Below are 24,474 nucleotides of genomic sequence, written 5' to 3' on the forward strand. Positions count from 1 at the left end.
GCATATTTTTTTTTGGGTGTCGGACTTCTTCTACGATCCTTTCTGTTCCGAGTCCTTCCCCCCCCCCCCCCCCCTCCCCCCCCCTCCCCCCCCCCTCCCCCCCCCCCCCCCCCCCCCCCCGCGACCATTCCGGTTCACCCGTGACCCGCGTTTCATTCTGTGACGGCCACCACATGAACCTCGGCGTGATCACCTCGTAACATTGCCGCATGTCTTCGACCGAGTCGCCGTCCGTGCCGGCCGCCAGCGTGCTTCCGAAGGTGGCGCCCGTCCGGGTGGCAGAGGGCGAACGGCTGCGGTCCGTGGGGCTGCCCGGAGTCACCCTGTCGATCCGTTCCCGCCGTCCCGCGCGCCAGGGCCTGCCGCCCGCCCTGTACGTCCACGGGCTCGGCGGCTCCTCGCAGAACTGGTCGGCGCTGATGGCCGAGCTGGACGGCGTCGTGGACAGCGAGGCGGTCGACCTGCCGGGCTTCGGCGACTCCCCGCCCCCGGACGACGGGGACTACTCCGTCACCGGGCACGCGCGCGCGGTGATCCGCCATCTCGACGCGGCCGGCCGCGGTCCGGTCCACCTGTTCGGCAACTCGCTCGGCGGCGCGGTCACCACGCGCGTGGCCGCCGTACGACCCGACCTGGTCCGTACGCTCACCCTGGTGTCGCCCGCCCTGCCGGAGCTGCGCATCCAGCGCACCGCGGCGCCGACCGCCCTGCTCGGCGTGCCCGGTGTCGCCGCCCTGTTCACCCGGCTGACCAAGGAGTGGACCGCTGAACAGCGGGTGCGCGGGGTCCTGGCGCTGTGCTACGGCGACCCCGCGCGCGTGTCGCCCGAGGCGTTCGGGCATGCCGTGGAGGAGCTGGAGCGGCGGCTGCAGCTGCCGTACTTCTGGGACGCGATGGCCCGCTCCGCGCGCGGGATCGTCAACGCCTACACACTCGGCGGACAGCACGGCCTGTGGCGCCAGGCCGAGCGCGTGCTCGCGCCGACCCTGCTCGTCTACGGCGGTCGCGACCAGCTGATCGGCTTCCGCATGGCCCACCGGGCCGCCCGCGCCTTCCGTGACGCCCGCCTGCTGTCCCTGCCGGACGCCGGGCACGTGGCGATGATGGAGTACCCGGACGTGGTGGCCACGGCGTTCCGGGACCTCCTCGCGGCGAACGGGGACGGCGGCACCGACGTGGCTACGGGGAGCTGAGGCCGACGTGGGACGCCACAGCCGCCGCGGCCCGGCCCCCAAGGACGACTCCGCGGACATAATCGCCAGGCGCAGGGAACAACAGGGCACCCCCTCGGACGGTGGGGACACTCCGGTCCAGGGCGGCGGACAACCCCTGTTGCCGGGGCAGCGACAGGCGCCGCCGGAGCGGCGACCCGAGCCGCGGGGGCGGCGTCCGGGGCCGATGGGCGGGCCGGGTGCCGCCGCCGGCTACCCGCCGCGCGCCCCCCAGGGATCGCCGACGTTCCCGGACGGCACCCCCACTCACGGAGTGCCGCGTCTTCCTGACGGCACGCCGGCGCCTCGTGTCCCGACGTTTTCCGACGGCACACCCGCCCGGGGTGTGCCCGGCTTCGGTGACGGCACGCCCGGGCACGGTGTACCCCGTTTCCCTGACGGCACGCCCGCGCACGGTGTGCCGAGGTTTGCTGACGGCACCCCGGCTCACGGAGTGCCGCGGTCCGGCGACGGCACGCCCGCACACGGCATGCCCAGGCTCCCCGACGGCACTCCCGCACACGGTGCGCCCCGCCTTCGTGGCGGTGCTGCCACGCGTGGTGGGCACCCCGAGCAGCGGGAAGCCGGGGCCGCCTGGGGGGAGTTCGCGGGAGCGGCCGGCCCCGGTGGGGTACTTCCGCGGCAGCGGCCGGCGGGGCCGGGATCCGGCACCGGGCCGCGGCAGGAGTACCTCGACGCCTTCACCGACGGGCGCGACGGCGCTGTCGGCATCGAGGGCGACGTCGACGTCTTCGCGCCCCGCGTGGGGAAGCCCCGCCCCGCCGAGCGGCACCCGGCCGACGCGCCGGAGACGGACGGCCCCGGCGACAGCGCCCCGCAAGGGGAGCGGGGAACCGCGCGGGCGGCCACGACGCAGCCGCAGTCGCAGGACGGCGGATCCGCCGCCCAGGGACCGCCGCGCGCCCGGACCTTCACCGGTATCGCCGCTGCCGCCGTCACCACGGTGCTCGCGGTGGTCGTCGCGGGACAGGTGACCGAGTCGCGCGACGACGGCACCGCACAGTCGAGGTCCGCCACCGACCAGGCCCGCGACGCACGCACCCCCGGCGGACAGACCCCTTCGCCCGGCACGGCCACGCTGTCGTACGAGCAGAAGATGGGCCGGACGTACCCGCTCAGCGCCACGATGAAGGCCTCGGGGAGGTTCGACGCGGTGCCCGGTTTCGCCAAGGCGCCCGGCAGGGGGCAGAAGTACACCTACCGTGTGGACGTCGAGCAGGGCCTGGGGCTCGACGGCGAGCTGTTCGCCGAGGCCGTGCAGAAGACCCTGAACGACGACCGCAGTTGGGCCCACGCCGGCGCCCGTACCTTCGAGCGGATCTCCTCCGGCAAGCCCGACTTCGTGATCACGCTGGCCAGCCCCGGTACGACCGCCAAGTGGTGCGCGAAGTCGGGACTGGACACCACGGAGGACAACGTCTCCTGCGACTCCGCGTCCACCGAACGCGTGATGATCAATGCATACAGATGGGCCCAGGGCAGCAAGACGTACGGGGACAAAATCCATGCCTATCGGCAGATGCTGATCAACCATGAGGTCGGTCACCGGCTCGGCCACGGCCATGTGTCGTGCCAGAAGGACGGCGAACTCGCCCCTGTCATGCAGCAGCAGACCAAGTTCCTGGACCATGACGGAATCCACTGTCTGCCCAACCCCTGGCCGTACCCCGGGAGTTGACGGGTGCCCCTTACGTCACATTGACATGAGTCGTGGGGTCGCTGACCGCGATCACGCTGGCGGGCGTCGCCACACCCGTCTTCGTCATCGGCCTGGTCCTGATGATCGTCGTCTGTGGCGAACTGCAGGTGCTGCCCTTCCCGCAGTACGTGAACTTCACCGACGACCCCGAGCAGTGGGCCTGGAACCTGCTGCTGCCCTGGCTCTCCCTCGCCCTCGTCGAGTCGGCCAGCTTCGCCCGGCTCACCCGGGCGTCGATGCTGGAGACCCTCGCCGAGGACCACATCCGTACCTTCCGCGCGTACGGCGTCGGTGAGCGGGCGGTGATCGTCCGGCACGCGCTGCGCGGCGCGACCGCGTCCGTCATCGCGCTCAACGCGGTCACCTTCGGCTCGGCCGTCGGCGGCGCCGTCCTGACCGAGACCCTGTTCGGCCTGCCCGGCATCGGCCAGGAGGTGGTGCACGCGGTGAAGGTCGTGGACCTGCCGGTGGTCGTCGGCATGGTCCTCGTCATCGGCTTCTTCGTGGTCCTCGCCAACGCCGTCGCGGACGTCCTGTACGCGGTGGCCGACCGACGGGTGGTGCTCGCATGAGCCTGGACGAACGTACGAGCCTGGTCGACGTCACGGACCTGACCGTCGGGTTCGGTGCGCTGCGGGCCGTGGACGGACTCTCCTTCAGCCTGGCGAAGGGCGCCGCGCTGGCCCTCGTCGGCGAGTCCGGCTCCGGCAAGTCCGCGGTCGCGGGCGCCCTGCTGGGCCTGCACCGTGGCACCGGGGCGCGGGTCGCCGGCTCGGTGCGCGTCGCCGGCACCGACGTGCAGGACGCCTCCGACGAGGAGCTGCGGCGGCTGCGCGGCGCCAGGGCGGCCATGGTCTTCCAGGACCCGCTGTCCTCGCTGGACCCGTACTACGCGATCGGCGACCAGATCGCCGAGGTCTACCGCGTCCACGCGCGCGTGTCGCGGCGGAGAGCGTGGACGACATCCTCGTCATGCGGCACGGCAGGGCCGTCGAGCACGGCCCGGTCGGCACGGTCCTCGCGGCGCCCGCCGAGGCGTACACCCGCGAACTCCTCGACGCCGTCCCGCGCGTGGACGCGCGCCGCACCGGTTCCCCGGCCACCGACGAGGTCGTGCTGGAGGCCACCGGCGTGCGGCGCGGGTTCGGGCGCGGCAAGCGGGCGTTCGCGGCCGTGGACGACGTCTCGGTGACCGTCCGGCGCGGCGAGACCCTCGGCGTGGTCGGTGAGAGCGGCAGCGGCAAGACCACCCTCGGCCGCATGCTCGTGGGGCTGCTGGAGCCGACCGCCGGCGCGATCCGCTACGAGGGCCGCCCGCACACCGGCGTGAACCCGGCCGTCCAGATGGTCTTCCAGGACCCCGTCTCCTCCCTCAACCCCCGCCGAAGCGTGGGCGAGTCCATCGCCGATCCGCTACGCGCGCGTGGTGAACGCGATGAGGAGCGCATCCAGCGGCGCGTGCGGGAGCTGCTGGAGCGCGTGGGTCTCGACAGGGCGCACTACGACCGCTACCCGCACGAGTTCAGCGGCGGCCAGCGCCAGCGTGTCGGCATCGCCCGCGCGCTCGCCGCCGAACCGCGCGTCATCGTGTGCGACGAGCCCGTCTCCGCGCTCGACGTCACCACACAGGCCCAGGTGGTCGAGCTGCTCGGCGAACTCCAGCGGGAGCTCGGCCTCGCGCTGGTGTTCATCGCGCATGACCTCGCCGTCGTACGGCGGGTGAGCGACCGTGTCGCGGTGATGCGCCGGGGCCGGGTCGTCGAGTACGGGCCGGCGGACGAGGTGTACGACAGTCCGCGCGAGCCGTACACCCGGCAACTCCTGGCCGCCGTACCGGCGCTCGACCCGGAACGGGCGGCCCAGCGCCGTGCGGCCCGCCGCGAACCGGCCGTGGCGTAACGTTTCGTGCATGGTTGATCGCGGCGCGAGGCCTTAGCGCGGACGAACGCGGCCCGCACGCGAAAGTTACGACCGTTCACCCCTTTTGGTGGCGCGATGGACAACCGTCCGTCGCGCCACCGCCTTGTCCCCTTACGTTCGTCCCGCTGCGAGCCGCCGGGACCGGGGCGGCTCACCGGACGGGAGATCGGGGGTGCACACGTGCGTATCGGAATGCTTACGGTGGGTGGCTACCCGTTTGTGGGCGGTGACGCCGGACTCTGGTGCGACCGGCTCGTGCGCGGGCTCGAGCAGCACGAGTTCGACATCTACGCGCTCAGCCGCAGCCGGCGCCAGCAGGACGACGGCTGGGTCGCCCTCCCGCCGCAGGTCAGCGGGGTCCGTACGGCGCCGCTGTGGACAGCCGAGGACGACGGGGCCGCCCACGGGCGGCGCGCGCGCCGGCGCTTCACCGAGTGCTACGGCGAACTGGTCGCGGCGGTGTGCGCCGGGACCGGCGCCGATGCCGCCTCCGAGGAGGGGGCCACCGCTCTGGCGGACCGTTTCGGCACCGCGCTGTACGGACTCGCCGAACTCGCCCGTGAGAAGGGCGGCCTGGTCGGCGCGCTGCGCTCGGACGCCGCCGTGCGCACCCTCGAACGCGCCTGCCGCGCCCCCGGCGCGCCGCGCACGGCGCACGAGGCGCGCGTACCCGACCTGCTCACCGTCGCCGCACACTTCGAACGCGCCCTGCGCCCCCTCTCCCTCGACTGGTACGGCGACGACGGCCTGGGCGCGGCCGACCTCTGTCACGCCACCGCCGGCGGCTCGGCCGCCCTCCCCGGACTGCTCGCCCGGCACTTCTCCGACGTACCACTGCTCGTCACCGAGTACGGCGTCCCCCTCCGCTCGCACTACCTGTCCCTCGACGCCGACACCGCCGCCCCCGCCGTACGCGCGCTGCTCGGCGCCTTCCACGGCCGGCTCGCCACCGAGGTGTACCGGCGGGCCGAGATCCTCACCCCGGGCAACGCCCACGCCCGCCGCTGGCAGGAGCGGTGCGGCGCCGACCGGGCCCGGATCCGCACGGTCCACCCGGGCATGGACGCCGCCCGCTTCGCGGACGTCGGCGAGGCCCCGGACCGAGCCGATACGGACACGCTGGTCTGGGTCGGGCGCGTCGAACCCGCCAAGGACCTGATCTCGCTGCTGCACGCCTTCGCCGAGGTCCGCAAGGAGGAACCCCAGGCACGCCTCCGGATCGTCGGCGCGCCCGCCGGCCCCGAGGGCGCGGCCTACCTCGGCCACTGCCGGACGCTCGCCGCGCAGCTCTTCCCGGACGAGGCCGAGGGTGTGCACGCGGTCGGCGACAACCCGGTCTCCTTCGAGGAGATCGGCGGTCCGGAGGCCCCCACGCTGCCCGACGCGTACGCCGCCGGGGCGGTCGTCGTGCTGTCCAGCGTGGTCGAGGGCTTCCCGATCAGCCTCATCGAGGCCATGTTCTGCGGCCGGGCCACCGTGTCCACCGACGTCGGCGCGGTGGTCGAGGTCATCGGGGGCACGGGGCTCGTTGTACCCCCGCGCAATCCGCGGGCGCTCGCCGAGGCGTGTGTGGCGTTGCTGCGCGACCCCGAGCGCCGCGCGCGCCTCGGCGCCGCCGCGCGCGCCCGCGCGCTCGAACTGTTCACCGTCGAGCAGAACATCGCGGCGTTCCACGGCATCTACCTGCAGATCGTCTCGCACTGTCCGGTCCGCCGGGTCGTCCTCGACGAGGCCGGCGAGCCACGGCCGTTCGCCACCCCCGCCGAATCCCACGTCCCCGGCCGCTGGACCGGCCCGACGGCCCGCGTCCTGCCCCGGGCCGTCCCCGGTTGGGCGACGGTCCCACCGGTGCGCGCGACACCGCTGGCCGCTGCGGAGGGGGCGTGATGGGCGTACGGGACGGACGCGGGAGCGGCGCGGTGGGTGAGCCCGGCGAGGGGGGTACGTCGGTCGGGCTGGACCGGCCCGGGACGCCCAGGCGTGCCGAGCCCTGGGACGCGCGGCCCGGGGCGTGGGACAACTCGCCCGCCCGTGAGGCAGATTCGGCCGGCCCCGAGCCGGGCGAGCGGCACGTCGCCGCACCCCGGCACGTCGCCGCACCCCGGCGCGGCGCCGCTGACCCTGTGAAGGCCCTGCTGCACCGGCACAAGGAGCTGTGCGAGCGGGCGGTGGACCCGTTGGAGATCGCCGCCGGGCTGGAGGCGCACGGCGTCACCGACCGGACCGCCGCCCGTTTCCGCCACCGCGACGTCTTCTCGCTCGCCGAGGAGCTGTACGCGCGCGTGCCGCGCACCGGTGAGCGCGGCCCCGAGACCGAGCCGCTGCCCGCACCCCGTGTCCGCGCCGACTGGATCCTGCTCACCCTCCTGCCCGGCGCCCTCGGCACGGCCACCGTCGCCGGACTGCGCCTCACCCACGGCCACCCCCGCCTCCTGGTCGCCCTCGCCGGCATCCTCACCCTCGCCCTCGCCACGCGGGCCGCACTGCGCCGCGGCCCCCTCGCCGGCCCGTCCGGTACCCACGCGGGGCAGACGGCGCACGGCACGCGTGTGTGGCACACGGCGCACGGCACGCGCGTGTGGACGCTCTGGCTCCTCGCGTACGCCCTCCTCGGCGACGGTCTGCTGCACGCCGCCGTGACGGGCGGCCCCGACGCCCTGCCGACCGGGACCCCGGACGGCCCCTGGCCCACGGCCGGCGCGCCCGCCCTCGCCCTCACCCTGGCCTGCGTCCCGGCCGCCTGGTGCGCCCACCTGCTCACCGCTGGCGCCCGCCGCAGGCTCGCCGGCAGCCGGGGCCTGGAGGACTTCACGGCCGCCGCCCGCCCGTTGCTGTGCGGCACGTTTGTACTTTTCCTCGGCGCGCTCACCGCACTGCTGCTGGTGTGCGGCACCGTCCTGCACGAACCCGCGGCCTACCCGCAGACGCTCGCCCTGGGCGCCCTGCTCCTGCTCGCCCGCCTGCTCACCGCGCACCACCACCGGCATGCCCCGGCCGTGGTGCTCGGTGCCGCGGCGGTCACAGAGGCGGTGGCCCTCGCCCTGCCGCTGGCCGCAAGGCTGCCCGGCTGCGCCGCCCTGGCAGTCCCCGTCCGGACCCTCGTGCACGCCTGGGGGACGGCCGCCGTCCCGGCCCTCGCCTGCGGCACCGCGGCGCTGGCCCTGCTGCTCCACGCCGCCCGCACGCTGACCCGGGCCTCGGCGCACGCGCCCACGGGAGCCCCCGACTGAACCTTCCGCCCCCGGCCCGGACCGCCGGAGGCGACCGCACCACCCCTTTTGAAGGAGAACACCAGATGACCACCTCCCGACCCGGAGCGTCCGGAGCCGCCGGAACCGCCGGAACCGGAGTCCGGGGAACGACCGGATCGGCCGGCACCGTGAGAGCGAGCGGAGCCGCCGCACGCTCCTGGCGCCGCGCAGCCACCGGCCACGCGGGTCCCGTCTGCCACAGCGATCCCGTCAGACGCCTGTGTCCCGGAGGACTCGCCGGCGGACCCGCAGGCCGTACCAGCCCCGCCGGTCACGCCGGTACCGCCGCTCAGGCCGGCGCGCACATCCCGGGAGCCGTCCGATGAGGGTCCTGCTGATCGGAGCCAACGGATACATCGGCCGGTTCGTCGCCGACCGCCTGCTCGCCGACCCGGCCGTCCAGCTCACCGCGCTCGGCCGCGGCGACGACGCCGACGTCCGCTTCGACCTGGCCACCGGCAGCCCGGGCGCACTCACCCGCTTCCTCGACGCGGTGCACCCCGGGGTCGTCATCAACTGCGCGGGCGCCATCCGCGGCGGCGCCCGCGAACTCACCCGGCACAACACCGTCGCCGTCGCCACCGTCTGCGAGGCCCTGCGCCGCAGCGGCTGCGGCGCCCGCCTGGTGCAGGTCGGGTGCAGCGCCGAGTACGGGCCGAGCCAGCCCGGCTCCTCCACCGCCGAGGACGCCGTACCGCGCCCCGGCGGCCCGTACGGCGTCAGCAAGCTCGCCGCGACCGAACTGGTCCTCGGCTCCGGCCTGGACGCGGTCGTGCTGCGGGTCTTCTCCCCGGCCGGCCCCGGCACCCCGGCCGGCTCCCCGCTGGGCCGGCTCGCCGAGGCCATGCGGCGCGCCATGCAGTCCGGCGACGGCGAACTCAAGCTCGGCGGTCTCGGTGCCCAGCGCGACTTCGTCGACGTACGCGACGTCGCCCGCGCCGTGCACGCCGCCTCGCTCTCCGCCGCGCAGGGCGTCATCAACATCGGCTCCGGCCGCGCCGTGCGCCTGCGCGACGCCGCCGCCGTCCTCGCGCGCGTGGCCGGATACGGCGGCGCCCTGCACGAACTCGACGCCCCGCCCGGCCCGCTGCGTGCCGCCATCGGCCACCCCCGGCCCGACTCCGACCACGCGGCACCGGTGGCCTACCCGTACCCGGACGGCTGCGGCAGCTGGCAGCAGGCCGATGTGCGCACCGCACGCGACCGGCTCGGCTGGCGGCCCCGCATCAACCTCGAAGAATCCCTGGCCGACATCTGGATGGAGGCGGCATGCCGCATCTGACCAGCACCACAGCGGGTGCCACGAGCACCGGCCTGCGCACCGCCCTCGGCATCCCCGGCTACGCCCACCCGCTGGTCGCCCCCGCCCAGTGGGCCGAACTCGCCCGCCCCGGCACCCCCCTGGACTGGGTGGTCCTCAATGTGGCGGGCGGCCCCGGCACCCGCCCCGACCCGCACTGCCTGGAAGCGGCGGGCAGGCTGCGCGGAGCGGGCGTACGGGTCCTCGGCCACCTGGACCTCACCCATGGCGCCCGCGCCTTCGCCGACCTGCTCTCCGACGCCCACCGCCACCTCGACTGGTACCGCGTCGACGGCTTCCTGCTGGACCGCTGCCCCACCGACCGCACGGCGCTCCCCGAGGTCCGCCGTGCGGTCACCACACTGCGGGCGATCAGTGACGGCGCCCACATCGTCCTCGGTCACGGCAGCCACCCGCACGCCGGTTATGCCGAGAACGCCGACCAGCTGGTGACCTTCTCCGGCTCCTGGTCCGACTACCGCTGGTCGCAGGTGGCCGAGTGGACCGCCGACTACCCGCCGGACCGCTTCTGCCACTTCGTGCACGGCGTACCCCGCGGTCACCTGGAGGAGGCGCTGCGCATCGCCCGCTGGCAGGGAGCGGCGACGATCTACTTCACCGACCGCACGGACCACGGCGGGCGCGCCGACCCCTGGGAGACGATGCCCGGCTACTGGGACGACATCGTCTCGCGTATCGGAACGGGTGTCTCGGAATGAAAAAGGCCGTGGCAGTGTTACGGAGAGAACAACCGTACTGTTTGACCGACCAACGGAGTCCCCGTGTCGCTGCCACCCCTGGTCGAGCCAGCCGATGAGCTCACCGTAGACGAGGTCCGCAGGTACTCCCGCCACCTGATCATCCCCGACGTGGGCATGGACGGGCAGAAGCGGCTGAAGAACGCCAAGGTGCTCTGTGTGGGCGCCGGCGGCCTGGGCTCGCCGGCACTGATGTACCTGGCCGCCGCGGGCGTGGGCACCCTCGGCATCGTGGAGTTCGACGAGGTCGACGAGTCGAACCTGCAGCGCCAGATCATCCACAGCCAGTCCGACATCGGCCGCTCCAAGGCCGAGTCCGCGCGTGACACGGTCAAGGGCATCAACCCGTACGTGAACATGATCCTTCACGAGGAGCGGCTGGAAGCCGACAACGTGATGGACATCTTCAGCCAGTACGACCTGATCGTCGACGGCACGGACAACTTCGCGACCCGCTACCTGGTCAACGACGCGTGCGTGCTGCTGAACAAGCCGTACGTGTGGGGTTCGATCTACCGCTTCGACGGCCAGGCCTCCGTCTTCTGGTCCGAGCACGGCCCCTGCTACCGCTGCCTCTACCCGGAGCCCCCGCCCCCCGGCATGGTCCCCTCCTGCGCCGAGGGCGGCGTCCTGGGCGTGCTGTGCGCGTCCATCGGCTCCATCCAGGTCAACGAGGCCATCAAGCTCCTCGCGGGCATCGGCGAGCCGCTGGTCGGCCGCCTGATGATCTACGACGCCCTGGAGATGCAGTACCGCCAGGTCAAGGTCCGCAAGGACCCGAACTGCGCGGTCTGCGGCGAGAACCCGACCGTCACCGAGCTCATCGACTACGAGGCCTTCTGCGGCGTCGTCTCGGAGGAGGCCCAGGCGGCGGCCGCCGACTCCACGATCACTCCGAAGCAGCTCAAGGAGTGGATCGACGACGGCGAGAACATCGAGATCATCGACGTCCGCGAGCCGAACGAGTACGAGATCGTCTCCATCCCGGGCGCCACGCTGATCCCGAAGAACGAGTTCCTCATGGGCACCGCTCTGCAGGGCCTGCCGCAGGACAAGAAGATCGTCCTGCACTGCAAGACGGGTGTCCGCAGTGCGGAAGTCCTGGCCGTCCTGAAGTCCGCGGGCTTCGCCGACGCCGTCCACGTCGGCGGCGGCGTCATCGGCTGGGTCAACCAGATCGAACCGCACAAGCCGGTCTACTGATCACGGGTCTCGCCCACCAGCGAGGCTGACTAAGCCCACGGCTCTGACCAGTTCAGATGCCGTGGGCTTCGCCACATGCCGGATAGCACACTGTGGGTGGCCCGCCTTACGGCGGGCACAGCTTCGTAGTACTCGTTCGGGTGCGTACTTCATGCAGGTTTCAGGTCTGATGTCCAGGATTGACCTTGCGACGTGTCTCCTCGTGAAGGTGGAAGAAAATGCCGACCTACGTCTCGTTGCTGAACTGGACCGATCAAGGGATCCGGAACTACAAGGACACCGCGAAGCGCGCCGAAGCCTTCGGCGCAGCGGTAGAGAAGCTCGGGGCGAAGCTCCTGAATATTTACTGGACCGTCGGCCCGTACGACCTCGTGGCCGTCGTCGAGGCGCCCGACGACGAGACCGCCACCGCGGCACTCCTGCAGATCGGCGGGGTGGGCAATGTCCGTACCACGACTCTGCGGGCCTTCGGTCGAGAAGAGATGGACCGCATCGTCGGCAGGGCCGCCGGGTCCTGAGTCGTCCACCTGGGTACCTGCCAGTTCTGCCACCGGCCGGTGCCCCGTGCGGGACGGGGCTTCGGGTGCGTACGGCGCGCCCGGGGCCCCTCGGTTGCGTCAGGAGCAGACCGTGCCGGCCTTCGGTTCCTTGCCGTTGAGCAGGTAGTCGTTGACGGCGCTCTGCACGCACTTGTTCTTGCTGTCGTACGCGCCGTGCCCCTGGCCCTTGTACGTCAGCTCGACGGCGACGCCCCTGCCGAGCGCGTCCACCATCTTCTTCGCGCCCTCGTAGGGTGTGGCCGGGTCGCCGGTGTTGCCGACGACGAGGATCGGTGCCGAGCCGGGCGCGCTGACGTCGGGATGGTCGGCGGCGCCCGGTACGGCCCAGTCGGTGCAGCTGACCATGCCCCAGGCCAGGTAGTCCCCGAACAGCGGGGAGGCGGCGCGGAACTCGGGCAGCTTCTGCTGGACGTAGTCGGCGGTGTACCGGGGTTTGTCGTCGGCGCAGTTGATGGCGATGTTCGCCGCCGTGATGTTGCTGTACTCGCCGTTCTCACTGCGGCCGTTCAACGAGTCGGACAGCAGCATCAGGATCTTGCCGTCGCCCTCGTAGGCCTGCTCCAGGCCCTCGGTGAGGTACTCCCAGAAGTCCTTGGAGTACAGGGCCTGCGCGATGCCGTTCGTCGCGGCGGTCTGGGTCAGCTGCCGTGGCGTGATGCCGGGGATCGGCTTCCTCTCCAGGTCGTTCAGGAGTTTCGCGATGCGGTTCTTCACGTCCTGGGCGGTGTCGCCGATCGGGCATTGCGTGGTCTTCGAGGTGCAGTCCGCGGCGAAGTTGCCGAGCGCCAGCTGGAAGCCCTTGGCCTGTCCCACCGCGCTCTGTTCGGGGTTCTGCGTGGGGTCGACGACGGCGTCGAGCACCGCCCGGCCGACGTTCCTGGGGAACAGGTGGGCGTACACGCCGCCCAGTTCGGTTCCGTAGGAGATGCCGAAGTAGTGCAGCTTGGTGTCGCCGAGGACCTGGCGCATCAGGTCCATGTCGCGGGCCGCGTCGGTGGTCGCCACGTGCGGCAGGGTCTTCTGGGAGTTCTTCTCGCAGGCCGCGTTGAACTGCTTGGTGCGGTTCAGGAGCGCGGTGCGCTCGGCGCCGGTGTCCGGGGTCGCGTCCTGCTGGAAGTACACGTCCAGCTGGGCGTCGCTCTCGCACTTCACCGGCGCGCTGCGGCCGACCCCGCGCGGATCGAAGCTGACCAGGTCGTAGCGGGTGCCCAGGGCGGCGTAGTCCGCGCCGAAGGCCGGCAGCGTGCTGACGCCGCTGCCGCCGGGACCGCCGAAGTTGAACACGAGCGAGCCGATCCGCTGGTTCGCGGGGCCGGTGGCCTTGGCCCGGATCAGGGCGATGCCGATGGTGTCGCCCTTCGGTTTGTTCCAGTCGAGGGGCGCCTGCATGGTGGCGCACTGCCAGGCGGTGCCGTTCGGCAGCGGGGAGGGAGCGCTGCCGCCGCCCTCGGCCTCGGACGGAGCCGGGCAGTCCTTCCAGTCCAGCTTCTGCGCCGTGAGGTCGCCGTCGCGCCGGGTCCCGTCGCCGCATCCGGCCAGCAGGGCGGCCAGCAGCACGGCCGTGGTGGTCAGGGCGGCGGCGTGCAGCCGGGAGGGGTTCGCCATGGTCCCATCCTGGGGGCGCACGCCAAGGCGCGCGCGGGGCGCGGGCCGTACGAGGTACGCGCCCGCCCCGCCGTGCGGGAGGCCGTTTACAGGGCTCCCTTGCGGGTGAGGTGGTTGAAGGCCAGCCAGCCCGGCAGGACCGGCAGCCACAGTGTCAGCAGGCGGTACAGCAGGACGGCCGGAGCGGCGACCTCCTTGGGCAGGCCGAAGGCGATCAGGCCGAGCGTGAGGCTCGCCTCCACCGCGCCCACGCCGCCCGGGGTGGGCGCCGCGGACCCGAGCGCGTTGCCGGCGAGGAAGACGACGGCGACGCTGGCGATGCTCAGCGAGGCCGAGCCGTCGCCGAACGCCCGCACGGAGGCGTCCAGGCACATCACGAAACAGGCCGTCAACAGGAGCATGCCGCCGATGCCGGTGACGAGCTTCTGCGGTCGCTGCAGCACGTCGAGCATCCGCGGTACGACACCGGCGAACAGCGACCTCACGCGCGTGACGACGAATTTCCGCAGGAACGGCACCGAGGTCACCACGAGCACCAGCACCGCCACGGTCAGCAGGCCGGCGATGACCGTCCGGGACGGCGACAGCGACGGGGTCTTCTCGGTGCCGGTCAGATAGCCGAAGGACAGCAGCATCAGGATGTGGCAGCCGAGCCCGAACAGCTGCGACGCGCCGACGCTCGCCACCGCGAGTCCCGCGCGCACCCCGGCGCGTTGCAGGAAGCGCGTGTTCAGGGCGACACCGCCGACCGCGGCCGGTGCCACGATCTTCACGAAGGACCCGGCGACCTGCGCCGCCACCGCCCTCAGGAACGGCACCCGCTCGGGTACGAAGCCCAGCAGTGCCATCGCCGCGGCGACATAGCTGAGCGCGGAGAACGACACCGCGGCGATCACCCAGCCCCACTGGGCCTGCGCGAACAGCGTGCCGAACTCGATGTGGGTGAGCTGCGTCAGCAGGTAGTACGCGCCGATCGCACCCGCGATGAAGCTGATGAGCGTGCGCGGGCGCACGCGCTCCAGCCGGGCCGGCTCCACGGGGGCCTGCGGTCTGATCCGCAGCACCTCGTGCCGGATCTGGGTGAGCAGGTCCTCCTCGCGGGCCTCTTCGAGGGCTTCGTCGATGGCCCGCCGCTCCGCGCGCTGCTCGGCGCGGACCGTCTTCTTGTCGGGCTTTTCCAGGGCGGCCCGGCTCGTCTCGGTCGCCTCCTCCAGGCGGGCCTGCTTGGCCTGCCGGGACGCCTCCAGGACCGCTTCGCGTTCGCGCTCGGCGCGTTCCCGGCCCAGGCGGCGCAGCGTCGCGCGCGTGGAGCGCGTCAGCGCGATCGGCTGCAGCATCGGCAGGCAGTCGGCGACCGCGTCGGGTCCGAGCACCCCGACCGCCGAGGCCACCGCCCGCTCGGCCCCGACCCGCAGCCCGAGCGTCGTGACCAGTTGGGCCACGTCCATGCGCAGCAGCAGCTCGCCGGCCGCGATCTCGCCGCCGCGCAGCTCGGTGAGGATCACCCTGCCGGAACGATCCACCAAAATCGCGTCACCCGCGAGTCTGCGGTGTGCGATGCGCCGCGACTGCAGCGCCTGCACCTGGTGCCAGGTGTTGCGCAGCAGCTCGTCGGTGATCTCGGCGTCGGCCAGCGAGTCCAGCGTGCGCCCGCCGGTGTGCTCGTAGACGAGCATGACGGCGTCGGGGCCGAGTTCGGAGGTGGCGATGAGCTTGGGCGCGTGGGCGCCGGCCGCGATCGCCGCGTAGGCCAGCAGCGCCTCCTGTTCCAGCGCCTGGCGCAGCGACTGCAGGCTGGAGCGGGTGGCGAAACCGCGCAGGGTGAGATTGCGCCACGCCCGGTAGAAGAAGCCCTGGGCCTGCTGCTCGCGGTCGACGACCGTGACGTCCAGCGGCGGGCCGTTCTCCAGGGTGACGAAGTAGCGCCGGCCGCGGTCGCCGTTCTCCGTCTCCACGGCCTCCTCGCGGGCCGCGCTGACGGGGTGGAAGCCGACGTGCCGCAGGCCCGCCATCAGGGTCTGCCCGGTGGGGCGGACGTTGGGAGAGCCGACCGCGTACAGGGTGCCGTAGGCGATGGTCCAGCCGATCAGCACGGTCAGGATGATCGAGAACGGGGTCGTGTAGCCGGTGACCAGCATCGAGAACGCGTCGAGCAGCAGCACGATCCACAGCACCGCGCGCCATCTGGGTCTGCGGGACATGCCGACGGCCGTCATGTAGGCGATGACCGGGGCCAGATAGCCGTGCACCGGGTCGGTCAGGGCGTGGATGTCGCCCGGTGAGGGCTGGGTGAGCGCCTCCTGGATCGAGTCCGGGGCGGCCCTCGCGACCCACAGGTCGGTCGCGAGGGTCACTCCGTGGGCGAGGACGGCCGCGAGGACGCCGTCGGCGATGCGCAGCCCGTCGCGTTTGATCAGCCGTTCGATCGCGAAGGCGACCGGTACCAGCAGGATCGCGATGCTGGACGCCAGACCCGCGAACCTGATCAGCAGATCGGGGGCCTGCCCGGTGCCCTTGTTGATGTCCTGTTCGAGACCCGAGGTGGTGCCGTGCGCGAACGCGGCGATCGCGAGCAGCACCACGATGGCGAGCAGGCCCACCAGGAGCCGCATCAGGTCGGAGGGGCGGTGCACGCGCGCGGGGAGCAGCGGTTCGTCGCCCTCCACTGCCTCGGCGTGCGGATCGTCGTCTGCGCCCGGACCGCGGTCGGGGGGCGTGTTCTCCGAGACGTGCGCCCCCTCGGTGTCGTCGTCCTCGCGCGTGCGGTCGTCGTCCTCGCGCGCGCGCGTGCCGTCGTCCTCGGGCGGACGGGCGTTTTCGGCGCCGTCGTCCTTGCGTGAACCGGCGTCGTCGGTGCCGTCGTGGCGACGCGGACCGGTACCGGGGCGCGCGCCGGCGTCAGGGGTGCCCGCCCCGCCCTCGGGATGCACGCCCTGCTGCTTCATGGTCTCTTCTTGGTCTCGTATCACCAGTCACCGCCCGCACGATGGTGGCATGCCCCACCGACACACGCGGGCATCAGGGTGCGGATGCGTGGGCGCACAGTCTGCCGGAAGCGGCGTCCCGGGGCGAGAGGGCCGCTCCTCGCGGTCCGCGCCGCGATGTCGGCGGGGTGCGGCAGGATGGGGCGAATGAGCGAGCAGAGCCGTGCCGAGGACACCCCGGGGGAGTACGCGGACGCCCTGCCGGAGTACGCCGAGCGGGTCCTGCAGGTCGCCGAGCGGATTCCGCCGGGCCGGGTCATGACGTACGGCGATGTCGCCGAGTGGCTCGAGGAAGGCGGTCCGCGCCAGGTCGGCCGGGTGATGTCCCTCTACGGAGGCGCCGTGCCGTGGTGGCGGGTCGTCCGTGCCGACGGGCTGCTGCTGCCCGGCCACGAGCTGCGCGCGCTCGCCCACTACCGCGCGGAGGGCACACCGCTGAAGGAGGCGGCCAGGAGGGCCGAGGGCCATCTGCCGCGACTCGACATGCGGCGGGCCCGTTGGGACGGCGGGGCGGGCGCGGGGGGTCACATCTGACAGCTTCCGCCATCGGATGCCTCCGGGGAGCGCCCGTGGCCCGTTCGGGTGACGTGGGGGACTTCCGTGGCATGCCGTACGTTCGTGAGGTGAGGGACGCACGTGACGCCGGCGCTGCGCGGGAAAGGACGGAAGCCCTGCTTCCGTCCGCTGCGGCGGCGTAGCGTCAGCTGCGCGCGTCCCCCTCACCCCGCGGCCACCGCCTCGCACGCGTGACCGCCCGCCCACCAGCACGACCACCAGGACCGGACGATCACGTGAGCTCCTCCTCCACCACCAGGCGTCTGCCGCACCTCCAGGTGCGCCAGGGGGGCCGGGGCGCTTACCGACTGGTCCGTACCCCGCCGGCCGCCATGGACCCCCCTCGACTGGACGCGGCACAGCGCGCCGTGGTTGACCACCGCAACGGACCCCTGCTCGTCCTCGCCGGACCCGGCACCGGCAAGACCACCACCCTCGTCGAGTCGGTGGCCGCGCGGATCGCCCGGGGCGCCGACCCCGAGCGCATCCTGGTGCTGACGTTCAGCCGCAAGGCCGCCGTCGACCTGCGCGACCGCATGGCCCTGCGCATCGGTGCCGCCCGCGCCCCCCGGGCGACCACGTTCCACTCGTACTGCTACGCCCTGGTGCGCGCCCACCAGGACAGCGGTCTGTTCGCCGAGCCGCTGCGCCTGCTCTCCGGCCCCGAGCAGGACGTCACCGTCCGCGAGCTGCTCGCCGGGCAGCCGGAGCTGGAGCGGCTCGGCCTCACCCCTGTCCGCTGGCCCGACGAACTGCGCGCCTGCCTGACCACGCGCGGCTTCGCCGACGAGGTCCGCGCGGTCCTCGCCCGCAGCCGCGAGCTGGGCCTCGGCCCCGACGCGCTGGACGCGTTCGCCCGCCGTATCGGGCGGCCGGACTGGCGCGCCGCCGCCGGGTTCCTCGCCGAGTACCTCGACGTCCTCGACATGCAGGGCGTGATCGACTACGCGGAACTGGTCCACCGCGCGGTCCTGCTCGCCCGCCGCCCCGACACCGCCGCCCGGCTCGCCGCCCGGTACGACGCCGTGTACGTCGACGAGTACCAGGACACCGACCCCGCCCAGGTCCGGCTCCTGCACGCGCTGGCCGGCGGCGGACGCACCCTGGTCGCCCTCGGCGACCCCGACCAGTCGATCTACGCGTTCCGGGGTGCCGACGTGAACGGCATCCTCGACTTCCCGGCGGCTTTCCCGCGCGTGGACGGCCGCCCCGCCCCAGTCGAGGTGCTGCGCACCTCCCGCCGCTCCGGGGCCGCCCTGCTGGCCGCCACCCGCCTGATCACCCAGCGCATGCCGCTGGCCCGGCTGCCCGCCGAGAAGGTCCGTGCGCACCGCGAGCCGGCCGCCGTACGGGACGGGGGCCGCGTCGAGGTCTACACGTACCCGACAGCAGGTACGGAACTGGACAACATCGCGGACATCCTGCGCCGCGCGCACCTGGAGGACGGCGTCGCCTGGAGCGACATGGCCGTCCTGGTCCGGGCCGGCTCCCGCACCCTGCCGACCCTGCGCCGCGCCCTCACCGCGGCCGGCGTCCCGCTGGACATCGACGGCGACGACCTGCCCCTGCGCCACGAGCCGGCGGTGACCCCGCTACTGACGGCCCTGCGCGCGGTGGCCGGGGCGGAGGCGCGGCGCCATGAGGAGAACAGCGCCCCGCAGGACGAGCCCTCCGCCGAGGACGCCGCTCCCGAAGACGCCGCTCCCGAAGACGCCGCCGAGCCCCCGGACACCGCCTCCTGGCTCGACACCGAGACCGCACTCACCCTGCTCGCCTCCCCTCTCGCCGGCATGGACCCCGCCGACCTGCGCCGCCTCGGACGTGCCCTGCGCGACGAGGAGCGGACGGCCGGCAACCCGCTGCCGCCCCCCTCCGACGTACTGCTCGCACGAGCGCTCGCCGAACCCGAGCGCCTGGCCGTGCACGACCCGGCGTACGCGCGCGGGGCGCAGCGCCTCGGCGCGCTGCTCCGCAAGGCCCGTGAACGGCTGGCAGGCGGCGGTACGGCCGAGGAGGCGCTGTGGGACCTGTGGGAGGGCACGCCCTGGCCCGCACGCCTGGAGCGGGCCGCCCGGCGCGGCGGCGCGGCCGGCCGCAACGCCGACCGGGACCTGGACGCCGTGTGCGCGCTGTTCGCCACCGCCGCGCGAGCGGAGGAGCGCACCGGGGGACGCGGCGCGCTGAACTTCCTGGCGGAGATCGAGGCCGAGGACATCGCCGCCGACACGCTCACGCGCCGCGCGGTGCGCCCGGACGCCGTCCGCCTGATGACCGCGCACCGCTCCAAGGGCCTGGAGTGGCGGCTGGTCGTCGTCGCCGGCGTCCAGGAGGGCCTGTGGCCCGACCTGCGCCGCCGCGGCTCCCTCCTGGAGGCCGACCGCATCGGCCGGGACGGGCTCGCCGAACCGCTCACCCCGGGCGCGCTGCTCGCCGAGGAGCGCCGGCTGTTCTACGTCGCCGCCACGCGCGCGCGTGAACGCCTCGTCGTGACCGCGGTGAAAGCACCGGCCGACGACGGCGACCAGCCGTCCCGCTTCCTGACCGAACTCGGCGTCGAGCCCCGCGACGTCACCGGCCGCCCCCGGCGCCCGCTGTCCGTGGCCGCGCTCGTCGCCGAGCTGCGCGCCACCACGGTCGACCCGCGTGCGTCCGCCGCCCTGCGCCAGGCCGCCGCCCGCCGCCTGGCCCGGCTCGCCGCCCTCGCCGACGAGGACGGCCGCCCCCTGGTGCCGTCCGCGCACCCCTACCGCTGGTGGGGCATGTACGACCCGACCGAGAGCAAGGTGCCGCTGCGCCACCGCGACCAGCCGGTCGTACTCTCCGGCAGCGCCCTCGACCAGCTCGCCCGCACCTGCGCGCTCCAGTGGTTCCTGGGCCGCGAGGTGAAGGCCGACGCCCCGGCCACCGCCGCACAGGGCTTCGGCAACGTCGTCCACGTCCTCGCCGACGAGGTCGCCTCCGGCCGCACCCCGGCCGACCTCGACGTCCTGATGGAACGCCTGGACACGGTCTGGAACGCGCTCGCCTTCGACGCGCCCTGGAAGTCCCGGCAGGAGAAGGACAACGCGCGCGTGGCGCTCGAACGCTTCCTGAACTGGCACGTGCTGGCCCGCACCGGGCGCACCACGGTGGCGAGCGAGCAGGACTTCGACGTCACCCTCGAAGCGGGCGACTACCAGGTCCGCATCCGCGGCCAGATGGACCGCGTGGAGACGGACGGCGAGGGCCGCGCCTACGTGGTCGACTTCAAGACCGGCAAACAGGCACCCAGCGCCGCCGAGGTGGCCCGCCACCCCCAGCTCGCCGTCTACCAGCTCGCCGTCCGCGAAGGCGCCGTCGACGAGGCCTTCGACGGCGTACGCCCCGAACCCGGCGGCGCGGAACTGGTGCACCTCAGGCAGGGGGCCGCCAAGCGCGACGGAGGCGACAGCCTGCCCAAGGTGCAGCCCCAGGAGCCGCTGTCAGGAGAGTGGGTCGGTGAGCTGCTGGCCACCGCCGCCGGCAAGGTCCTCGACGAGCGGTTCGCGCCGAACACCGGCCAGCACTGCACCCACTGCGCGTTCCGCGCCTCGTGCAGCGCCCGGCCCGAGGGGCGACACGTGGTCGAGTGAGTGACCCCGCCTGAGTGACGTACGGCACCACAGGCGCTGACCTGGGCTTCTTCCGTCCCGGGCGGCTGATCCGTCCGCGACTGTCAGTGCCCGCCGCTAGCCTTTCCCGACATGTCCGCCCGCATCACCGACCCCGAGCAGCTCAAAGAGCTCCTCGGTATCCCGTTCACCCCGGAGCAGACGGCCTGCATCACCGCGCCGCCCGCCCCGCAGGTGATCGTGGCCGGAGCCGGGTCGGGCAAGACCACCGTGATGGCCGCCCGTGTGGTCTGGCTGGTCGGCACCGGCCAGGTCGCCCCCGAACAGGTCCTCGGCCTGACCTTCACCAACAAGGCCGCCGGTGAGCTGGCCGAACGCGTCCGCAAGGCACTGATCAAGGCCGGCGTGACCGACCCCGATGCCATCGACCCGGACAACCCGCCCGGCGAACCGGTGATCTCGACGTACCACTCCTTCGCCGGCCGGCTGCTCACCGACCACGGCCTGCGCCTCGGCCTGGAGCCCACCTCCCGGCTGCTCGCCGACGCCACCCGCTACCAGCTCGCCGCGCGCGTGCTGCGCGAGGCCCCTGGCCCCTACCCGGCGCTGACCCGCTCCTTCGCCGACCTCGTCAGCGACCTCCTCGCCCTCGACTCCGAACTCGCCGAACACCTCGTCGAGCCCGCGGAACTGCGCGCCTGGGACGCCGGTCTGCTGCACACCCTGCAGGGCGCCAACCTCACCAACGCCGATCTGCGCAAGGTCCCCGAGACAGCTGCGGCCCGCCGGGAACTGACCGATCTCGTCCGGCGCTACCGGGCCGCCAAGCGCGAGCGCGACCTGCTGGACTTCGGCGACCAGATCGCCCTGTCCGCCCGCCTCGCCCACATCCCCGAGGTGGGCCGGCTGCTGCGCGAGGAGTTCCGCGTGGTGCTCCTGGACGAGTACCAGGACACCTCGGTGGCCCAGCGTGTCCTGCTGGCGGGCCTGTTCGGCGGCGGTACGGGCCATCCGGTGACCGCGGTCGGCGACCCCTGCCAGGCGATCTACGGCTGGCGCGGCGCGTCCGTCGCCAACCTGGACGACTTCCCGGCGCACTTCGCGCACCCCGACGGCCGGCCCGCCACCCGGCGGGCGCTCAGCGAGAACCGACGCAGCGGCGGCCGCCTCCTCGACCTCGCCAACGGCCTCGCCGAGCCGCTGCGCGCCATGCACGCGGGCGTCGAGGCCCTCCGCCCGGCTTCCGGCGCCGAGCACGACGGCACGGTCCACTGCGCCCTGCTGCGCACCCACGCCGAGGAGATCGACTGGATCGCCGACTCGATCGCCCACCTCGTGCACACCGGCACGGCCCCCGGCGAGATCGCCGTCCTGTGCCGCACGGCGACCGACTTCGCCGAGATCCAGGGCGCCCTCGTGACCCGTGACATCCCCGTCGAGGTCGTCGGCCTGTCCGGACTGCTGCACCTGCCCGAGATCGCCGACCTCGTCGCCGTCTGCGAAGTCCTCCAGGACCCCGGCGCCAACGCCTCCCTGGTGCGCCTGCTCACCGGCCCGCGCTGGCGCATCGGCCCCCGCGACCTCGCCCTCCTGGGCCGCCGCGCCCGCCTGCTCGTCGCCCACGCGCGCGGGGACGACACCGACGACCCGGACCGGCGGCTCGCCGCCGCCGTCGAAGGAGTCGATCCGGCCGAGGTGATATCGCTCGCGGACGCCCTCGACACCTTCCTCGAATCACCGATGGAGGGGGCCTTCGAAGAAGGCGCGGACGACGGGTTGCCGTTCTCGCCGGACGCGCGCGTGCGCTTCGCCCGGCTGGCCGCCGAGCTGCGCGACCTGCGCCGTTCGCTGTCCGACCCGCTGATGGACGTCCTGCACCGCGTCCTCGCCGTCACCGGCCTGGAGGTGGAGCTGTCGGCGTCCCCGCACGCCCTGGCCGCCCGCCGCCGCGAGACCCTGTCCAACTTCCTGGACGTCGCCGCCTCCTTCGCGGCGAGCGACGCGCAGGCCACCCTGCTCGCCTTCCTGGGCTTCCTGCGCACCGCCGCGCAGTACGAGAAGGGCCTCGACAACGCCCTGCCCGGCGGCGAGAACACCGTCAAGGTGCTCACCGCCCACAAGTCCAAGGGCCTGGAGTGGGACGTCGTCGCCGTTCCCGGACTGGTCAAGGGCCAGTTCCCCAGCGCACAGGGCCGCGAGAAGTGGACGGCGCAGGCCAAGGTGGTGCCGCACGCCCTGCGCGGCGACACGGACACCCTGCCCGACGTCGACAGCTGGGACGCGCGCGGCATGAAGGCCTTCCACGAGGCCATGAAGGACCACCAGCACACCGAGGAGCTCCGCCTCGGCTACGTCACCTTCACCCGCCCCCGCTCCCTGCTGCTCGGCTCCGGCCACTGGTGGGGGCCCAGCCAGAAGAAACCGCGCGGCCCCTCCGACTTCCTCCAGGCCCTCCACGACCACTGCGCCGCCGGGTACGGCGAGACCGAGGCGTGGGCCGAGGAGCCCGCCGAGGACGAGGAGAACCCCGCCCTGCACACGGCCGGTGCCGACCAGGTGTGGCCGCTCCCGCTGGACGACGCCGCCCTGGCCCGCCGTCGCGCGGCCGCCGACACCGTCCTCGCCCACCTCGAGGCCCTCGCCGCCGGGGATCCCGGCCACCCGCCGGCCGCGCACGACCCCGCCGCCCTCGACGACCCGGACTGGCCCGCACCGCCGGACGAAGAGGACGGTGACGACCAAGACCCGTACAGCGACCAACCGTACGAGGGCGAGCCCTGCGCCCAGGGCCCGTACGACGAGGGCCCGTACGACGAGGCCCCGTACGGGGACGAGCTCCCCTACAGCGGCGGCCCCGGCGCCCAGGACCCCGACGGATGGGACTCCTGGAGCGCCGAGCGGCCGACCGTCCCCCACCAGGCGCCCGCACCGGGCGCACGCGCCCCGCGCACCCCCGACGCCGCGCCCGACACCTCCCTCACCCACGAGCCTGACACCTCCCTCACCCCCGAGGAGGCCCGCACCATCGCCTCCTGGGACCGGGACCTCGCCGCGCTGTCCGGAGAGCTGCTGCGGGCCCGGCAGGCCGTCACCGACGTCCCGCTGCCCGCCACGCTCAGCGCGACCCAGCTGCTGCGCCTGGCCGAGGACCCGGACGGGCTCGCGCGTGAACTCGCGCGCCCCATGCCACGCCCCCCGCAACCGGCCGCGCGCCGTGGCACCCGGTTCCACGCCTGGGTCGAAACCCGCTTCGAGGAACTGACGCTGCCCCTGCTGGAACCGGACGAGCTGCCCGGCAGCGACGCCGAGATCGCCGACGAACACGACCTGGAAGCCCTGAAAGAGGCCTTCGAACGCAGCGAGTACGCCCGGCGCACCCCCTACCGGGTCGAGGCCCCCTTCCAGCTCACCCTCGCCGGCCGCGTCGTACGGGGTCGCATCGACGCGATCTACAAGCGGGGCGACGGCGAGGAGGTGACGTACGAGATCGTCGACTGGAAGACCGGCCGCACCCGCACCGCCGACCCGCTCCAGCTCGCCGTGTACCGGCTGGCCTGGGCCGAGCAGCAGGGCGTGCCGCCCGAGTCCGTGACGGCCGCCTTCCTGTACGTCCGCAGCGGCGAGGTCGTACGACCGCACGACCTGCCGGACCGGGCCGCCCTGGAACGGCTCCTCACGGAAGACGCCGCGGAAGACCCCGGAACGCAAGGCTCCGGAACGCAAGACCCCGGAACGCAAGACACCGAAGCGGCACACCAGGCGACCTGAGTGTGACGAACCGCCCGCCGAGGATGTCGGTGCGGGCCGATAGGCTCGT

General features: G+C 73.5%; 13 protein-coding genes and 2 pseudogenes. 13 read left to right on the top strand and 2 right to left on the bottom strand.

Annotated features, from left to right (window positions below; translation table 11 throughout):
* The first annotated feature begins 209 nt into the window (after positions 1-209).
* From ACZ7GZ_RS22310 to ACZ7GZ_RS22355, 10 genes and pseudogenes are all read left to right on the top strand, one after another.
* Complete coding sequence (locus tag ACZ7GZ_RS22310) at positions 210-1,193, top strand: alpha/beta fold hydrolase (protein WP_471026716.1); 984 nt, start codon at positions 210-212, stop codon at positions 1,191-1,193.
* 7 nt (positions 1,194-1,200) lie between these two features.
* On the top strand, positions 1,201-2,910 hold the full coding sequence (locus ACZ7GZ_RS22315) for a DUF3152 domain-containing protein (protein WP_471026719.1): 1,710 nt from the start codon (positions 1,201-1,203) through the stop codon (positions 2,908-2,910).
* Between the two features lie 41 nt (positions 2,911-2,951).
* Positions 2,952-3,503, top strand: a pseudogene (locus tag ACZ7GZ_RS22320) (ABC transporter permease); the annotation flags it as partial.
* A pseudogene (locus ACZ7GZ_RS22325) lies at positions 3,500-4,830 on the top strand (ATP-binding cassette domain-containing protein). The pseudogenes ACZ7GZ_RS22320 and ACZ7GZ_RS22325, both read left to right, overlap by 4 nt.
* Before the next feature lie 213 nt (positions 4,831-5,043).
* Complete coding sequence (locus ACZ7GZ_RS22330) at positions 5,044-6,738, top strand: DUF3492 domain-containing protein (RefSeq protein ID WP_471026922.1); 1,695 nt, start codon at positions 5,044-5,046, stop codon at positions 6,736-6,738.
* A gap of 32 nt (positions 6,739-6,770) precedes the next feature.
* A complete protein-coding gene (locus tag ACZ7GZ_RS22335) occupies positions 6,771-8,081 on the top strand; it encodes a hypothetical protein (RefSeq protein ID WP_471026722.1) in 1,311 nt (436 codons plus the stop codon).
* A 343-nt stretch (positions 8,082-8,424) separates the two neighbouring features.
* Positions 8,425-9,384: an NAD-dependent epimerase/dehydratase family protein gene (locus ACZ7GZ_RS22340; protein ID WP_471026723.1), complete on the top strand. Its 960-nt coding sequence runs from the start codon at positions 8,425-8,427 to the stop codon at positions 9,382-9,384.
* Positions 9,372-10,121 carry a spherulation-specific family 4 protein gene (locus tag ACZ7GZ_RS22345; protein ID WP_471026725.1) on the top strand — a complete coding sequence of 250 codons (750 nt, stop codon included), beginning with the start codon at positions 9,372-9,374 and terminating at the stop codon, positions 10,119-10,121. The genes ACZ7GZ_RS22340 and ACZ7GZ_RS22345 overlap by 13 nt, the downstream gene beginning before the upstream one ends.
* A gap of 63 nt (positions 10,122-10,184) precedes the next feature.
* Positions 10,185-11,363, top strand: a complete 1,179-nt coding sequence (moeZ, locus tag ACZ7GZ_RS22350; protein ID WP_471026727.1) for an adenylyltransferase/sulfurtransferase MoeZ — start codon at positions 10,185-10,187, stop codon at positions 11,361-11,363.
* 218 nt (positions 11,364-11,581) lie between these two features.
* Positions 11,582-11,881, top strand: a complete 300-nt coding sequence (locus tag ACZ7GZ_RS22355; RefSeq protein WP_471026729.1) for a GYD domain-containing protein — start codon at positions 11,582-11,584, stop codon at positions 11,879-11,881.
* A gap of 99 nt (positions 11,882-11,980) precedes the next feature.
* Here the strand turns inward: ACZ7GZ_RS22355 and ACZ7GZ_RS22360 are convergent, their stop codons facing one another.
* Both ACZ7GZ_RS22360 and ACZ7GZ_RS22365 read right to left on the bottom strand, forming a co-directional pair.
* Positions 11,981-13,528: an alpha/beta hydrolase gene (locus ACZ7GZ_RS22360; RefSeq protein ID WP_471026730.1), complete on the bottom strand. Its 1,548-nt coding sequence runs from the start codon at positions 13,526-13,528 to the stop codon at positions 11,981-11,983.
* Positions 13,529-13,614: 86 nt separating this feature from the next.
* Positions 13,615-16,473 carry a lysylphosphatidylglycerol synthase transmembrane domain-containing protein gene (locus ACZ7GZ_RS22365; RefSeq protein WP_471026732.1) on the bottom strand — a complete coding sequence of 953 codons (2,859 nt, stop codon included), beginning with the start codon at positions 16,471-16,473 and terminating at the stop codon, positions 13,615-13,617.
* Between the two features lie 186 nt (positions 16,474-16,659).
* Between ACZ7GZ_RS22365 and ACZ7GZ_RS22370 the strand changes: the two genes are divergently transcribed.
* From ACZ7GZ_RS22370 to ACZ7GZ_RS22380, 3 genes are all read left to right on the top strand, one after another.
* On the top strand, positions 16,660-17,046 hold the full coding sequence (locus tag ACZ7GZ_RS22370) for an MGMT family protein (RefSeq protein WP_471026735.1): 387 nt from the start codon (positions 16,660-16,662) through the stop codon (positions 17,044-17,046).
* 257 nt (positions 17,047-17,303) lie between these two features.
* Positions 17,304-20,678, top strand: a complete 3,375-nt coding sequence (locus ACZ7GZ_RS22375; RefSeq protein ID WP_471026738.1) for an ATP-dependent helicase — start codon at positions 17,304-17,306, stop codon at positions 20,676-20,678.
* A 111-nt stretch (positions 20,679-20,789) separates the two neighbouring features.
* Positions 20,790-24,425: an ATP-dependent helicase gene (locus tag ACZ7GZ_RS22380; RefSeq protein WP_471026741.1), complete on the top strand. Its 3,636-nt coding sequence runs from the start codon at positions 20,790-20,792 to the stop codon at positions 24,423-24,425.
* The last annotated feature ends 49 nt before the right edge of the window (positions 24,426-24,474 follow it).

It is taken from the genome of Streptomyces sp. NPDC037288, from assembly GCF_055603265.1.